This is a genomic window from uncultured Marinobacter sp., assembly GCF_947488835.1.
In the GTDB taxonomy this organism is placed as follows: domain Bacteria; phylum Pseudomonadota; class Gammaproteobacteria; order Pseudomonadales; family Oleiphilaceae; genus Marinobacter.
In genome coordinates this window covers 1,672,862-1,687,375 of the sequence record NZ_CANLBK010000001.1, presented here as the reverse complement: position 1 = coordinate 1,687,375, position 14,514 = coordinate 1,672,862, and the positions used below count along the sequence as shown (strand labels likewise).

At 55.4% G+C, this 14,514-nt stretch carries 11 protein-coding genes; 4 read left to right on the top strand and 7 right to left on the bottom strand.

Annotation, left to right across the window (positions count from 1 at the left end):
* The first annotated feature begins 24 nt into the window (after nt 1-24).
* Nucleotides 25-609, top strand: a complete 585-nt coding sequence (locus tag Q0824_RS07810; protein ID WP_298449066.1) for a HupE/UreJ family protein — start codon at nt 25-27, stop codon at nt 607-609.
* A gap of 98 nt (nt 610-707) precedes the next feature.
* Here the strand turns inward: Q0824_RS07810 and Q0824_RS07805 are convergent, their stop codons facing one another.
* The gene (locus Q0824_RS07805; protein WP_298449064.1) at nt 708-2,300 is read right to left on the bottom strand and encodes an MFS transporter; all 1,593 of its coding nucleotides are present in this window, start codon (nt 2,298-2,300) and stop codon (nt 708-710) included.
* 257 nt (nt 2,301-2,557) lie between these two features.
* Nucleotides 2,558-3,694 (bottom strand): NnrS family protein, encoded by a 1,137-nt coding sequence (locus tag Q0824_RS07800; RefSeq protein ID WP_298449063.1) that lies wholly within the window; start codon nt 3,692-3,694, stop codon nt 2,558-2,560.
* 142 nt (nt 3,695-3,836) lie between these two features.
* Here Q0824_RS07800 and Q0824_RS07795 point away from each other — a divergent pair, with 142 nt between their 5' ends.
* Entirely contained in the window at nt 3,837-4,400 is a 564-nt protein-coding gene (locus Q0824_RS07795; protein WP_298449061.1) for a YIP1 family protein, read from the top strand.
* Nucleotides 4,401-4,468: 68 nt separating this feature from the next.
* Here Q0824_RS07795 and Q0824_RS07790 read toward each other — a convergent pair whose 3' ends face one another.
* From Q0824_RS07790 to Q0824_RS07780, 3 genes are all read right to left on the bottom strand, one after another.
* Complete coding sequence (locus tag Q0824_RS07790) at nt 4,469-7,768, bottom strand: carboxyl transferase domain-containing protein (RefSeq protein WP_298449059.1); 3,300 nt, start codon at nt 7,766-7,768, stop codon at nt 4,469-4,471.
* Nucleotides 7,769-7,904: 136 nt separating this feature from the next.
* Nucleotides 7,905-8,570 carry a hemolysin III family protein gene (locus Q0824_RS07785; RefSeq protein ID WP_298449057.1) on the bottom strand — a complete coding sequence of 222 codons (666 nt, stop codon included), beginning with the start codon at nt 8,568-8,570 and terminating at the stop codon, nt 7,905-7,907.
* Nucleotides 8,571-8,662: 92 nt separating this feature from the next.
* Nucleotides 8,663-9,364: a Crp/Fnr family transcriptional regulator gene (locus tag Q0824_RS07780; protein WP_298449056.1), complete on the bottom strand. Its 702-nt coding sequence runs from the start codon at nt 9,362-9,364 to the stop codon at nt 8,663-8,665.
* Between the two features lie 275 nt (nt 9,365-9,639).
* Here Q0824_RS07780 and Q0824_RS07775 point away from each other — a divergent pair, with 275 nt between their 5' ends.
* Together Q0824_RS07775 and Q0824_RS07770 are read left to right on the top strand one after the other, a co-directional pair.
* Nucleotides 9,640-9,777, top strand: coding sequence for a hypothetical protein (locus Q0824_RS07775; RefSeq protein WP_298449054.1), 138 nt, complete (start codon nt 9,640-9,642; stop codon nt 9,775-9,777).
* Nucleotides 9,774-10,595 (top strand): energy transducer TonB, encoded by an 822-nt coding sequence (locus tag Q0824_RS07770; protein WP_298449052.1) that lies wholly within the window; start codon nt 9,774-9,776, stop codon nt 10,593-10,595. The genes Q0824_RS07775 and Q0824_RS07770 overlap by 4 nt, the downstream gene beginning before the upstream one ends.
* Here Q0824_RS07770 and Q0824_RS07765 read toward each other — a convergent pair whose 3' ends face one another.
* Nucleotides 10,596-12,563, bottom strand: a complete 1,968-nt coding sequence (locus Q0824_RS07765) for a TonB-dependent receptor (RefSeq protein WP_298449050.1) — start codon at nt 12,561-12,563, stop codon at nt 10,596-10,598.
* A 194-nt stretch (nt 12,564-12,757) separates the two neighbouring features.
* Nucleotides 12,758-14,416 (bottom strand): nitrite reductase, encoded by a 1,659-nt coding sequence (locus tag Q0824_RS07760; RefSeq protein WP_298449567.1) that lies wholly within the window; start codon nt 14,414-14,416, stop codon nt 12,758-12,760.
* Between the last annotated feature and the right edge of the window lie 98 nt (nt 14,417-14,514).

Below are 14,514 nucleotides of genomic sequence, written 5' to 3'. Positions count from 1 at the left end.
CGCAGAGAATAGACGGAGAGTACTATGACTAGAATAACCAAGTTGCTGATGACCGTTGGTTTGATGCTGACCGCTACCCTCGCTGTGGCGCACCCGGGTGAGACTGGCCACATCCATAACGGTTTTCTCAGTGGATTGTTGCACCCGATGTTGGGCATTGACCATTTGCTGGCAATGGCCGCCATTGGTTTCTGGAGCGTTCGGCAGAACCGGATCATGAAAAACGCAACACCGATATTTGTGGTGGGAGGCATGGTGCTGGGCGCTGCTATCGCCTGGGGTGGTGTGAGCCTGGTGGGTGTGGAAACCGGCATTGCCATGTCGGTTCTCCTGGCCGGTGTGCTGATTGCCACCATGGCAAAGCTGCCAACTGTTGTCGGGGGCGCTCTGGTTGCTCTGTTCATGATCACCCACGGCTATGCGCACGGCACTGAAATGGCCGCAGGCTCCAGCCTGATGGCATATATGGCGGGCTTTGTTGTGGCTACTCTGGCAATTACCTTTATGGGGCGAGGCTTGGGAGCTTTGATGTTGAAGGCCGATAACCGTGTTACCCGTGCATTGGGTGGTGTCGTTGCGGTTGTAGGTGGTGTGCTAGCCGCAGGCTGATACCCCTGGATAGCTAAAGCGTTTCAACCATACTAAAAAGCCCGCCGGGGATATTATCCTCGGCGGGCTTTTGTTTGTCTGCGGTTCAGCTGAGCGTTTTAAGGGTTCTTGATATAGGCGTCCTTGCGCAAATAGAACCACCAGTTAACGATCAGGCACAGCGCATAGAACACTGCGAACCCGTACATAGCCACTTCCGGAGTACCTGCTTGAATCTGCTGCCCCAGTAGCTTGGGCGCGATGAAGGCACCGTAGGCGGCGATGGCGCTGGTCCAGCCAAGCACTGGGCCCTTCTGCTGCTGGTCAAAAATATACCCGATGCTGCGGAAGGTAGAGCCGTTGCCGATGCCGCTGGCGGCAAACATCACAATGAACAGGATCAGGAACAGCGCGAAGTAGCTGTTGGGATCAGTGGAGTTGTAGGCCAGCATCATCACATAGCCGGTGGCTACCGACGCCACAACCATCACCACAGAGATGATTTGGGTAACGATAGATCCGCCCATCTTGTCGGAAATCCAGCCACCTACCGGGCGTATCAGAGCGCCTACGAATGGCCCCATCCAGGCCCAGGTCAGTGCGCTGGGCGCATCGGGGTTCACAACACGGGTAACAGTGCCATCGGCAGCCACTTCCATCATGTTGCCGAAGATAACGCCAATGGACAGCGGCAATGCTGCAGAGAAACCAATGAACGAGCCGAAGGTTAGGATATACAGCACAGTCATGGACCAGGTGTGCTTGTTGCTGAAAATAGCAAACTGGTTCTTGATGTTGGGTTTGATGTCACCAGGAATCAGGCGCAGAAGAACAACGGTCAACACAATGGTTAATGGCAGGGCCAGCCACATGTTCATAATGCTCAGAGCCCAGACGCCTACAACAGATGTCAGAATCCCCACGCCATAAAGCCCCAGGATCTTGCCGAAAGCTGAAGCCGGATTGCCCGGGTTGGGGGTGACAACTTTCAGGTTGTTCATGCCGAACCAGCCAGCAAAGGCCAAGGGGATCAGGAAAACCAACCAGATAAAACCAGCGTTCTGGATCCAGGTATCTGTGCCGGCTTCAATCCGGCCAATCAGCGTACCACTTGGGCTTTGCAGCTCCATGGGGCCGCCCGCCAAAAAGCCGAACATGCCAACGGTCATCACCAGCGGAATCAGGATCTGCATGGTAGTAACGCCGAAGTTGCCCAGGCCGGCATTCATGCCCAGACCATAGCCTTGCTTGCTCTTGGGGTAGAAGGAGCTGATGTTGCTCATGGAGCAGGCGAAGTTACCGCCACCAATACCGGATAACAGCGCCAGTGCCTGGAAGACGATGAACGGTGTGTCCGGGTTCATCAACGCAAAGCCGGTGCCTGCCGCAGGGATCATCAGCAGGGCTGTGGTCAGAAAGATGGTGTTACGGCCGCCGGCAATTTTGATCATGAACGACGCCGGTATCCGCAAGGTGGCACCAGACAATCCAGCAATCGCCGAGAGGGAGAACAGCTGTTCAATGCTGAAATCAAACCCCAGGTTCTTCATCTGGGTGGTGATCATCCCCCACATCAGCCATACCGCAAAACCCAGGAGCAGGCTGGGAATGGATATCCACAGGTTGCGGGAGGCAACTCTCTTGCCCTCTTTCTCCCAGAATTCTTCGTTTTCGACATCCCAGTGTTCGATGTCGGCGTTGGTTTTGGCCATAACAATACTCCCTTGGTTACCCTGCCCTGTGCCGCATTGGGCGCGGTTACCGGGCGTCATGGTTCCATTGTGCAAAGTGAGATGCCCGTGTATTCATGATATTAGTCAAGGAAAAGGTTTTAGCGATGAGGGTCGTATTTTTTGTCAGGGGTGTGGGGTAGGGTTGTTGTTTTAACTAGTTGATATATATAGGAATATGTTGGTGATATCACCAAGGAGGTAGGCGTTTTCGAGCATGGCGCAGGAGAGGTAGCCATTCATTTCCTGCGCTTTTTAGAGTATTTGGCAAGGTGCAGAAGCCTGACTGTTACCCAAAGATAGGCCAGCGCCCAGCAACTTGCGGATAGCCATAACAGCATAGGTGCGCCAAACGGCGAGGGGCCAGCAATGAATCGGCTGATTGCGGCGATAGCAATGAGTGCCGCAATAGAGAAAACTTCTCCCGCAGGCGGTGGCGTGCGATGGCTTCTTTGCCAAGCCAGGCGAAGCATCACGCTGGCGGACAGGGTGCCCAATGCGCCAATGGTAATCAGGTGCAAAGCAGCGGCGGGTTGGGTGCCCTGAATCAGCGCCAATCCTGTAACGAAAGCCCCGATGGCAAGCCAGGAATAGCCCAGAGCCAACACCAGCAAATCAGGGCGCTCCGGGCACAGCCATAGCTTCCAGCGAAAGGTGCGAATGGCCAGTAATCCTGACGCTATTACGAACAGGCTACCTGTTATCGGGTTTGCGGCGGGAAATGCCATAAGAAAAATGGAACACCCCAGAATGAAGATTAATAAGCCCTCGATTCGCGGCTGAACCCGGGCTTCCAGAGGTATACCCTTTTTCTCCAGAGTACCTGCAACCGCCGGTGCAATAAGGCGCCCACCCATGAAGGTCATCAACAATAGCAGCCCGGCAATGGCGGAGCGCATGAGCGGGAATGGGCCAGGCAGCCAAGCCGCCAGAGGAGAATACAAGGCAGTAGAAAGCCAGAACACGAGCGCGAGCAGGCAGATCAGCAAAATGAGGGGCCCGACCATTTTGTTTCGCCATTTTTTTGCGGCGTTGAAGCGGGGCACCACATGCCAGGCAAGCAGCAACGCGAAGGCAGGCCCCAGAAGCTGTGCCAGAAGCGTCTCGGGTACCAGAATCCAACTCAGCCTCGCAGCTAGCCACAGCCCCAGAAGCGGGTAGAGCATCGACACCGGCTGCGGGCCAAGGGTGTAGCCGGCCACAAGGGCCAGCGCAAAGCCGAAAATCAATTCATGGCCATGCCCGGAGCCCAGCAACCCGGCCGGCCAACCTGTGCCTGACCAGACTGCCCAAACAGAGAGCGGAACTGCAATGGCGGCCAGTAGGCTTGCGGCAGGGAAAAACAGCCAGAAGGCCTGAGGTTTCTGTTTACGCATGCTGTTTGAGTTGCTCAAGGTCATCCCGGTTTATTGACGGTTGGGCAAAAGGCGCCTAAAAAGAATAAGTAAAAGCCATCATAATATTGCAAAAGCTGTCCCGTGTGGCAAATGCGCCCGCCTGAGAGCAAGGAGATTCAACATGAACGTTTCAAGCTTGCTTAAACTTCCGTTTTCCAGCAATGGGGGCTGGGGTGAACTTCAGGAAAGGCAGCTTTCCATACCCATGCTTGCCTGGACAGTTGTGGTTCCTCTGTCGTTGTTGCCGCCGGTGCTGTTGTACTACGCCGGCACGCATTATGGTGACGGTTTCATTGCAGGGTTTGGTGGTAAAGAGTGGCGTCACATCACCACCATCCTGTTTTTGGCGGAGCTTCTGACTTTTTTCGTAATGGGCTGGCTGATTCACAGCGTCGTTGAAAGCCATAAGTTGGAAATCAGCTATAACGACGCGTATTTGCTTGCAGCGATTGCGCCATTGCCACTTTGGTTGTCGTCGCTGGCGCTACTTGTGCCGGCGGTAATGGTGAGTGTGTTGGCGGTGATGGTTGCTATGGTGCTGTCGTGCACCCTTGTGTATCAGGGCCTGAGATCCTTGTGCCACCGCAGCCCGGATGACGTGCTAACCATGTCCGTTACTTACACTGTTATGGCTGCCTCACTGCTCGCCTGGGGTATTTTGATGGCATTGGTCTGGGCGTATTGATATGACGTTTCAGATCAGTTGGCCTGCGGGGGCCTGAAAGACCCCGCGAGGCCAACGAGCTCTCTCGTTTACCAGGTATCGATCATAGGCCTGCGACGACCCCGCCTTGGCCCAACTTTCTTCGCAGACTTGAGCCCCCGGATAATCCAGCTCCGGGTTTCAAACGGATCAATCACCGCGTCAATCTCCAGCGAAACCGCCATGTTCAAGGCTTTGCCTTGCTCGTAGTGCTTGGCCACCAGTTTTTCGAAAAGCGCTTTTTGTGCAGCTTCGTCACCCGCCTTCGCCAGTTCATTCTTGTACCCTAAGCGAACCGCGCCTTCCAGTCCCATGCCGCCAAACTCTCCGGTGGGCCAGGCCACAGTAAAGAAGGGATTGTGGAAAGAGCCAGCGGCCATGCCCATGGCACCCAGCCCATAGCCTTTGCGCAGCACAATAGTGAACACGGGAATCTGCAGGCTGGCGGCAGTCACAAACAGGCGGCTGGTGTGACGAACCAGCCCGGATTTCTCAGCCTCTGGCCCCACCATGAAGCCTGGGGTGTCGCACAGGCTTACCAGTGGCACATCAAAGGCATCGCACAGTTGCATGAACCGTGCGGCTTTGTCTGCACCGTTGGCATCAATGGCGCCGCCAAGGTGTCTTGGATCGTTGGCAATGATTCCGACGGGGCGGCCTTCAATGCGGGCAAAGGCGGTGACCATGCCTGAGGCGAAATCTGGCCTTAGCTCAAGGTAGCTGTCGGCGTCGGCCAGTGTTTGAATCAAAGCGCGAATGTCGTAGGAGCGTAGACGATTTTCCGGAATGCTTGAGCGTAATAAACGTTGGTCGTCACATTGCCAGTCAGAGATGGTTCCCTGGAAATACGACATGAGTTTGCGGGCTACTTGAGCAGCCTCTTGCTCATTCTCTACCAGGCAATCCACTACGCCGTTGGCCACTTGCACAGACATGGGGCCAACATCCTCTGGTGCGAATACGCCCAGACCACCGCCCTCAATCATTGCGGGGCCAGCCATGCCCAGGCTCGAGTTCCGAGTGGCAATCAACAGGTCACTGGAACCGGCAAACACCGCATTTCCGGCAAAGCAACGGCCAGACACTATTGCAATACGTGGGGCCAGAGCGCTCAGTCTGGCGTATTGCAGAAAGCTGGGCGTGTGCAGGCCGGCGATCAAAGTTGCATCATCCGTATCGCCGGGGCGGCCACCGCCACCTTCTGTGAAGAAAATCACCGGCAAATGCTGCTCTTCCGCCACATGCAAAATCCGGTCGGTCTTGCGGTGGTTCATGGTGCCTTGAGTACCGGCAAGCACCGTGTAATCGTAAGCCAGCACAGCGCAGCGTGCCTGCTCTTCGTCGAAATGGTCACCATTCACAGCGCCGACGCCGGTTACCAATCCATCGGCCGGGGTAGACTGCATCAGCTCCTCTGCAGACCGGCGCTTACGCTGGGCTGCGAAGGTGAGGGCGCCGTATTCCATGAAGCTGCCCGGGTCGCAGATGTTGGCTACGTTTTCCCGTGCCGACAGCATGCCCCGTTTGTGGCGCTTTGCCATTACCTCCGGACGGGCGTCATCCTGAGTTAATCGGTGACGCTCGAAGGACTCTGCCAGGTCCGGGCGGATGTGGTTCAGGTCGACCGTTTTCTCAGTCGTTTCTATGTTTTGGGTTCCCTCGCCAGGCTCAATATAGGCAATCGCCTGGCCTTCGCTCACGTAGTCGCCATGTTCAAGTGGAAGGCTATGAACACTGCCTGCAACGGAGGCTTGTATCTCATGCTCCATTTTCATGGCTTCAATAATGGCGAGGATCTGGCCCTTGTGAACGCTTTCTCCTACCGCCACCGGAGCCTTGATTAACTGCCCCTGCATGGGAGCCAAGGCTGCCTCTGTACCATCCGGAGCCTCTGCCGAGGGCTTGGCGCTATCGGCTTTTTGTGCCGGCTCTGTGGTGGAAAACAGCCGAGGGTGTTCCTGCTCGCACTTGGCAACCAGTGCCGTCATCTGGTCGTCCACATAACGGGTATACACGCTGTTGTCCGCAACATCGGTTTGGGACAACAAAACCTGCAAGAAGCTGATGTTGGTTCTAACCCCTTCAACCCGGAATTGGCAAAGAGCCCGGTAGGCTTTTCTCACCGATTGGGCGTAATCCTGTGAGCGGCTATGCACGATAACCTTGGCTAGCAAGGAGTCGAAATTGGGATTGGTGGTGTACCCGTTGTAGCCGTAGGTGTCGACCCGCACACCCGGGCCGCCGGGTGGTTCGAATATACTCAGCGTGCCGCCGCTTGGGCGAGTGGCTCCGCTGGCGTCCAGGGACTCCATGTTGATACGACACTGAATGGCAAATCCGTTTGGTGCAGGGATATCGGTTTGCAACAGTTGAAGACTTTGGAGGCTGGCACCGCCAAGCACAGCAATCTGCGCCTGAACCAGATCAATTCCGGTGATTTCTTCGGTAATGGTGTGCTCTACCTGAAGCCGGGGGTTGGCCTCCATAAAGTAGAAGTCAGAGCCGTTTGCGTCCACCAGAAACTCAAAGGTACCAAGGCCTGCGTAGTTTACTTCCTGTGCCAGGCGTAAAGCCGCTTCCAGCAGCCGATTTCGGGTGGCCTCGGAAAGTGTCGGGCTGGGGGCAATTTCAATCAGCTTCTGGTTGCGCCGCTGAAGGCTGCACTCACGCTCCCACATGTGCACAGCGTTTCCAAGGCCATCGCCCAACACCTGAACTTCGATATGGCGAGCCCGCTCAATTAGCTGTTCAACGTATAGATTGTCGTCGTCGAAAGCGGCTTTGGCCTCACGAGCACAGGCGTGGAAATTGGCTTCAATATCATCGCCTGGCCGAACAATACGCATGCCCCGGCCACCGCCACCGGATATTGCCTTGATCACAGCTGAGGCATCGCCACTTTGGTTGGCTATGAACTCTTTAACCTCATCAAGGGAAGTGCAGCCTTGTGTGCCGGGCGTAATGGGTACGCCACACTTCTGCGCAAGCTGCCGTGCCGCAGCCTTATCCCCAAGTTGTTCAAGCGTGTTGGCATCGGGGCCGATAAACGTGATGCCTTGCTGCAGGCAGCGGCGGGCCAGTTCCGGATTCTCGCTTAGAAAGCCGTACCCAGGGTGCAGGGCATCTGCGCCTGCCTCAGTTGCGGCCGCTATAATCGCATCAATATCGAGATACGCTCGGGCACCTTTGCCGGGAAGTTTTATAGCCTGATTCGCGTGCTGGATATGCAGGGATTCGCTATCGTCTTCAGAGTAGACCGCAACACATTCCAGCCCCATGTCTCCGGCTGCTCTGGCGATCCGAATGGCGATTTCGCCGCGGTTGGCGATCAGTAGCTTGTTGAATTTCACTCACGCACCTTTTGTTCTGATTATCTTGTTCCGTGATTATGCGGTTGCCCAGGATTGTCTGGGCCAGGAAGTGACCGGCATAAATGAATATGGATTCAATGAATCAGAAGGGTAGCACGCTTATTAGTTGCTGCCATCATGTCGCGTATGGAAGTACGCCGAAATAAATAGCACTGAAATGACAGGCGCTGCCGCCGATAACGAACAGGTGCCAAACCGCATGCATGTAGGGAATGCGGTCGGCCAGGTAAAAGACAACGCCGGCGGTGTAAACGATACCGCCAGCAATCGTGAGGGTTAGCGCGGTTTCGTTCAGGCTTGCCACCAGATCTGACGAGGCAAACGTGATGAGCCAGCCCATGGCTATATAGATACCTACTCGTGCCAGTTTGAAGCGATTGGCGAAGATGACTTTCAAGACGACACCCGTTATAGCAAGCGACCAGATTATTGCAAAGAGCGTCCAGCCCACGGTGCCGCGCATGTTTACCAGCAGGAATGGGGTATAGGTACCGGCAATCAACAGGAAAATGGCGCAGTGGTCCAGGGTTTTGAAGGCTTTTTTCAACTCAGGCCGGCGTGAACCGTGATACAACGCGGAGGCCATGTACAGCAAAATCAGAGATGCGCCAAATATGCTGAAACTGATGATTTTCCAGGTGTCGTTTAACTGCGTGGCGCCAACGATCAACGCGATGGTTCCGATTACGCTTAGCAGTGCGCCTATGCCGTGGGTGACGCTGTTCAGAAATTCTTCTATTCGCGAGTGCACTGATTTGGAAGAAGGTTGTAATGCAGCCATTGGGATAAAGTCCGTGTTTTATCGTGGCAACACGGTACTTCAGCGTACACGTGTACGCAATGACTAACGGTAGCAGTTTTGCGAGCTATTCCTCAGTACTTTATCGCGCCGGTTTTGAGCCGGGAAAAGGTTGCAGGCACCACGCCCAGCCATGAGGCAAGCTGGTTGTCTGGCACACGTTTTACCAGCTCGGGGTACTCTTCAAGCAGCAATTGATAGCGTTCTTTGGCCGACATGGTGTGCTTACGAAACTCCCGCATGCTGGTAAGTTCTGCCAACTCTTCGGTGAGCGCCATGGCAAACTTGGGCCAGATGCCATCACCGTGAGAATGAATTGCGGCGCGGAAAGCCGCGAAGTCGGCGACCCATACGGTGGCGGGTGTGACCGTGGTGAGGCAAAGAGTGTTGCGTACCGTGCGGCTGCGGCCAAACACCGGCCACACCATATCGCCTTCGGTAAAGAAGTGGTGTATTGCCACCTTGCCACTGGGTGATTCCCGGAACAGCCGCATGATGCCGTGCTGAATCAGGTATACATTGGCCCAAGGGGTGTCGTGTTTTTCCATATCCGCTTCGGCATCGACCCGGCGTTGGTGAAACAGTCGCGTCAGGTCGCTTAAAAACCGTGCTTCCGGGGTGTCTTGCTTTTCGGTCAGGCGTATTCCAAATACGCGGCTCAGCCCGTTGAGCAAGGCCATTGACTGTGGCGCTGTCCCGTACTGGATGATGTCCGGGTTGTTTTCTCCGAGCATGCAGGGGGAGGAAGACAGTTCTGGGGTGGTGCTGCGGGTCATTGCGTAGTCGCCATTGGAATATGTGTCAATTATCCTAGCAGAGAGATGCTACAGGAAATGACTTAAATCATTAAGGCTTTTTCATTCACTCGATAATGACTTAGTTGCTGGTGAATTCTGGTCAGGCGGTTAAGATGGATTTCGTGTGGCGTTCACGGTTGTTGTACACAATTTGGGCGATCACAATTTGTTGAAATGTAACGGTCGGCAGGCAGCATAAGGCGGGCATCCCTGGCGGGCGTTGCTCGTTGAACTGAGCACATCGGAAACACCTTATGAGAATTTCTCCGCCGATAGCCCGGCGCGACTTCCGTAGTAATGACAATCTGGTGCCGCTGATCAACATTATCTTCCTTCTGCTCATGTTTTTTATGATCGCGGGGCGTATTGCCGTAAGTGATGTGGTGCCATGATTCGTCATCGACACTGGGCTGTGGCCGTTGTTACCTCTGTGGCGTTGCACGCATTGGCGTTTTCGGTGTTGGTTCTTAAGCCTGATCAAGGCGCTGAGTTGCCTGGCCACTACAGTATTGAGGTGGAGCTGAGTATGCTGGGAGACCCGGGTGATGGGTCGCAGGCCAGTGGAGAAGATAAGGAGCCGCAGGCGGATGTGGCACCACCGGCTGAGCGGGCCTCCAAAGTCGAGCCAGAATCCGCACCAGAGTCAGAACCTGAACCCGAGCCCAAACCTGAATCTTCACCTGAGCCTGCACTGAAAACCAGACCTGTGGCGGCGCCAGAGCCAGAACCAGAGCCAGAGCCAGAACCAGAACGGAAGCTCGCACAAACCTCAGCCGAGGTTGCAGGCAAGCCGATAGATGCCGAGGTCAGCCCTACAAATCCCAGCGCTGCAGCTGGCGGGAGTTCTAACTCCGAGGGCGTAAGTTCTGGAGGTGGCAGCGCAGGTGACCGTACCGCTAAGGCAGGGGCCAAAGCCGCGAATGCGCGCAAATTATGGCATGCAGAAGTGGCTGCGCATCTGGCACGCCATAAGCACTACCCCATGCGTGCCCGGCGTATGCGGCAAGAAGCGGTGGTCACCCTGAGCTTTGTGGTTGCCCGTGATGGCAGTGTCAGAGCGTCTGAAATTACCGGGCTATCAGAGCACGCTGAACTGAACCGTGCGGTCGAGGAAATGCTGGAACGGGCCGACCCTCTGCCCCGGTTCCCGGTTGATTTACCGGGGCAGGAGGTTCGCATGGCCATTCCAGTTGAGTTCAAACTACGGTAATCAGAAATTTAGCTGAGTACTCACGTAAACCGTCCGGCCCCGTTCAACATGGCGATAGTTCGGCGACTTGTCTGCCAGGTGCTCATCCCCAATGTTGTCAATGCCCGCGCGCAAGGTGACATCTTCGCCGCAGTCTTTGGCCACGCTGGCGTTCCAAAGTGTGTAGGCGGGCAGGTCGTCGGTGTCGGCACGGTATTGGCTGCCGGTGTACTCTGCGTTCAAGCGGGCCGATAGACTAGCGGTTGCTTGCCAGTTCAAAAACGAGTTAAAGGTTCTACGTGGCCGGTACTCCAGTTCATCCCCAGTACCCAGGTCTTTGGTTCTGAGCCAGCCGAAATTGTTCTGCCAGGTTACGACAGGGTGGAGCTGCCAGGAAAACCCGGCTTCCAGGCCTGTAAGGCGGGCTTCGTCAACGTTGGCGAATTGGAACACAGACGTTTGCGGCGGTCTGGCTATAACAACTGGCTTGTTGATAATCAGGTCGCTTGCTTCGCTATGAAACACAGTGGCGTTAAGGCCCACAGTGTCGCCCTGCCAATCGATAGATAATTCGTAAGAATCGATTGTCTCCGGCTTGATATCACTATTGCCTATAAATTTGAAGAAGGGCACCGGTGTACTTTCATAGCTCGGTGAACTTTGCTTCAACGTTGGGGCACGGAATCCGCGGCCATATCCGCCCTTAACGATAAGCTGCGGTGTGGCTTCCCATACCAGATAGGCGCGCGGGCTGGCTTCGCTGCCATAGTCGTCCTGGTGATAGTAACGCAGGCCTGCCGTCAGCAGCAGTTGCCTGGTCAGCGCCACCTCATCCTGCAAAAAGACAGCGGTGTGATCAGCGTCGCTTTCGCCATCCTCAAGATCAGTATTTTCAAGAGTTTCACGCCGTACTTCGGCGCCCACCGTTAGCCAGTGGTTACCGAGGGCACGGCTGGTATGGGCATCGATAATTTCATCGGTAAGCGCTTGCGGGTCTGTGGCGGCTATGCCGGCCGAGCGCTCATTGCTGACCTCGACTTTGCTGCGGTAGGCCCGTACCTGGCTCACCCAGTTGGTAAACTCACCGTTCCAGGTTAAACCGAACCCGGATCGATCCACCTCGTAACGATTCTCATAATAAACCGGTGGTGCGGGTAGTCTGCTTCCTGCTTGGGCGTCAAACTCGCGTTCCTCGTTGCTCATCGAGAATTGCAGTTCCAGTGACTGCTCAGGCGTAAGCTCCAGGAAAGCCGTAACGCTGCCGCGATTGGCCTTGCTGCCTTCGAGTTCACTCTGGCGGTTGTCTGTCGGATTCTGCGTTCTGTCCTGGCGTGACGTTTCACCGGTAAAGCGAAGTCCCAGGCGCTCGGTAACAAGGCCCGAGGTGTATATGGATGCCAGTCCGCCGTTCACGCTGTCGTCACTGGCTTCGCTGTTTGCCAGCGTTGAACCACGCAGCAACAGGTTGGTTTCCCATTCCTTGCCAGGCTTTCGGGTAATCGTATTGATGACGCCGCCCAGAGCGTCGGAGCCGTAGAGCGTAGACATAGGGCCACGGATGATCTCGATGCGCTCTACCGCCGACATAGGTACCCAGCCGTATTGGTAGTCGGCGTGGCCGAATACATCATCACTGGCAGGAATACGTCCCCCATCTATGAGTGTGAGCACGTGCTTGCTGTCCATGCCGCGCAAGGCAATGGATTTGCGCCCTATGCCGCCACCCTGCGTGAAGGCAACTCCGGGCTCGCCAGCAACTGCAGACGGTAGGGAATCGGCATGGCGCGCATCCAATTCTTCACGGGAAATTACCGAGCCGGAAGCCGGAGCCAAGCGCGTGTCAACGGGTGATAACGTGGCCGTTACCGAAATGGTATCTAATGTAATGGCCTCTGACGGTAGGGCTTCAGCGGCCTCTTGTGCCCACAAAACGGGGGCTGGCAACAGAGCTGCAGCCAGGCACAAAAGGCCTGAATGGTTGTTGGTCACGGGTCGCACCAAGTTACTCAAGACGAAAGGTATGGTTTTGAAGCTCAACTCGCTATTCCTAATGCCAGGTCCCAAGCTCAGTTGGCAAGGCCAAGACTGAGGGCCGGAGGACGGTTAATGCGGGCGGCTATCAGATTCATTGCTGTTCCGGAGCCGCCACGTTAGCCAGCAGGCTTGCGCCTGCTTAACGGTTTCTAGTAGACGTCGTGCTGGGTGTTATAAACGTTGAACTTGCCAGTCGGAGTGACCAGGCGCTCGTCGTCGATAACCTTCAGCAGTTTGCGGGTTTTGTCATCCACCACCACGATGGCTGACCTCTGCTCTTTGCCATTCCATACAGAGAACCAAACCTCGTCACCTGCCACGTTATATTCCGGCTGAACGACGCGCTTGGGGCCTTCGCCCAGGTTCGCCCACTCTGCAATTGGCAGTACTTCGTAGCCGCCTTCGAGGTTGTCGATGTCATACACCGCAACGCTTTGGCTGACGGATTCTGCAGGGTTCAGAGCCGTATCAACGTACAGGTTTTTGGACTTGGGGTGAGTTTTGATGAACAGTGAGCCGCCGCCCTGACCATTGAGGTTACGGACTACTTTCCAGGCTTTATCCGGATGTCCTTCGGGATCGGTACCAATCATCTGGATGGTGGGGTCGCCCAGGTGGCTGGTTGCCCAAACCGGGCCATGCTCAGGATCTACAAAGTTGGCGCCACGGCCAGGGTGAGGGATTTTGCCCACATCCACCAAGGCTTCCAGATCACGATCTTTGGAGTCAACAACGGCAATCTTGTCGGACTGGTTTGCAGCCGTCATGAAGTAGCGCATGCTGCTGTCCCAGCCGCCATCGTGCAGGAACCGAGCAGCATCAATGGTGGTGGTACTCAAGCTGTCGAGGTTTTCGTAATTGACCAGCATGATCTTGCCGGTTTCTTTGATGTTAACAATGAACTCGGGGTGCGCATGGGACGCTACAATAGCGGCGACCCGTGGCTCGGGGTGATACTCCTGGGTGCCCACGGTCATGCCCCGGGTGGCCACGATCTTTTTAGGCTCCAGGGTTTGGCCATCCATAATTACAAACTGCGGTGGCCAGTAGGCACCGGCAATGGCGTACTCGTCTTCATAACCTTTGTACTTGGAGGTTTCGACCGAGCGAGCTTCCAGGCCAATCTTGATCTTGGCAACGGTGTCAGGATGCTCCATCCACAGATCAACCATGTTGATCAGCGCATCGCGGCCAATAACAAACAGATAGCGGCCAGAGGCTGACATTCGGGAAATGTGTACCGCATAACCGGTTTTGATAATTTCCACGATTTCTTTGGTATCGCCATCAATCAGGGCAATCTCACCGGCATCCCGCAGAGTGACGCTGAACAGGTTTTGAAGATCCAGATTGTTCATCTGTTTATTGGGGCGATCTTCAGGCGCTATAAGCACTTCCCAAGTGTTTTTCATGTCGGCCAGGCCCCACTCTGGGGGTGCGGGTGGCTCGTGCATCAGGTACTTGGCCATCATCTCGACTTCAGCTTCACTGAGCTCACCCGAAGTGCCCCAGTTCGGCATGCCGGCTGGTGAGCCGTAGGTGATGAACATTTTGAGGTAATCGATACCTCGCTCCTGAGTAACGTCTGGCGTCAGCGCCGAGCCGGTGGCACCTTTACGCAGTACCCCGTGGCAACCAGCGCAGCGCTCGAAGAAAATCTTTTTGGATTTTTCAAATTCAGCGTCAGAAAGATCGGGGGCTCCTGGGGAGCGGACGATCTTGGCAGACTCCGAGTCAATTGGGCTTGGGGTGCCTTCGTATGCAGCTTCTGTGGAGTCGGGATGGGTGGGTGCTGCGCTTGCACTCATCACGCCAAACGACGCGACAGACATGGCAAGCACCAGTGGTTTTAATAGTGGGTTGTTTGCTCTCATCAGGCTATCTCCTTGAATTAGAGTGCTATTAG

Coding starts and splice junctions, on each gene's coding strand:
- Q0824_RS07810 (WP_298449066.1), top strand. CDS start 25: ATGACTAGAATAACCAAGTTGCTGATGACCGTTGGTTTGATGCTGACC.
- Q0824_RS07805 (WP_298449064.1), bottom strand. CDS start 2,300: ATGGCCAAAACCAACGCCGACATCGAACACTGGGATGTCGAAAACGAA.
- Q0824_RS07800 (WP_298449063.1), bottom strand. CDS start 3,694: ATGCGTAAACAGAAACCTCAGGCCTTCTGGCTGTTTTTCCCTGCCGCA.
- Q0824_RS07795 (WP_298449061.1), top strand. CDS start 3,837: ATGAACGTTTCAAGCTTGCTTAAACTTCCGTTTTCCAGCAATGGGGGC.
- Q0824_RS07785 (WP_298449057.1), bottom strand. CDS start 8,570: ATGGCTGCATTACAACCTTCTTCCAAATCAGTGCACTCGCGAATAGAA.
- Q0824_RS07780 (WP_298449056.1), bottom strand. CDS start 9,364: ATGACCCGCAGCACCACCCCAGAACTGTCTTCCTCCCCCTGCATGCTC.
- Q0824_RS07775 (WP_298449054.1), top strand. CDS start 9,640: ATGAGAATTTCTCCGCCGATAGCCCGGCGCGACTTCCGTAGTAATGAC.
- Q0824_RS07770 (WP_298449052.1), top strand. CDS start 9,774: ATGATTCGTCATCGACACTGGGCTGTGGCCGTTGTTACCTCTGTGGCG.
- Q0824_RS07760 (WP_298449567.1), bottom strand. CDS start 14,416: ATGAGTGCAAGCGCAGCACCCACCCATCCCGACTCCACAGAAGCTGCA.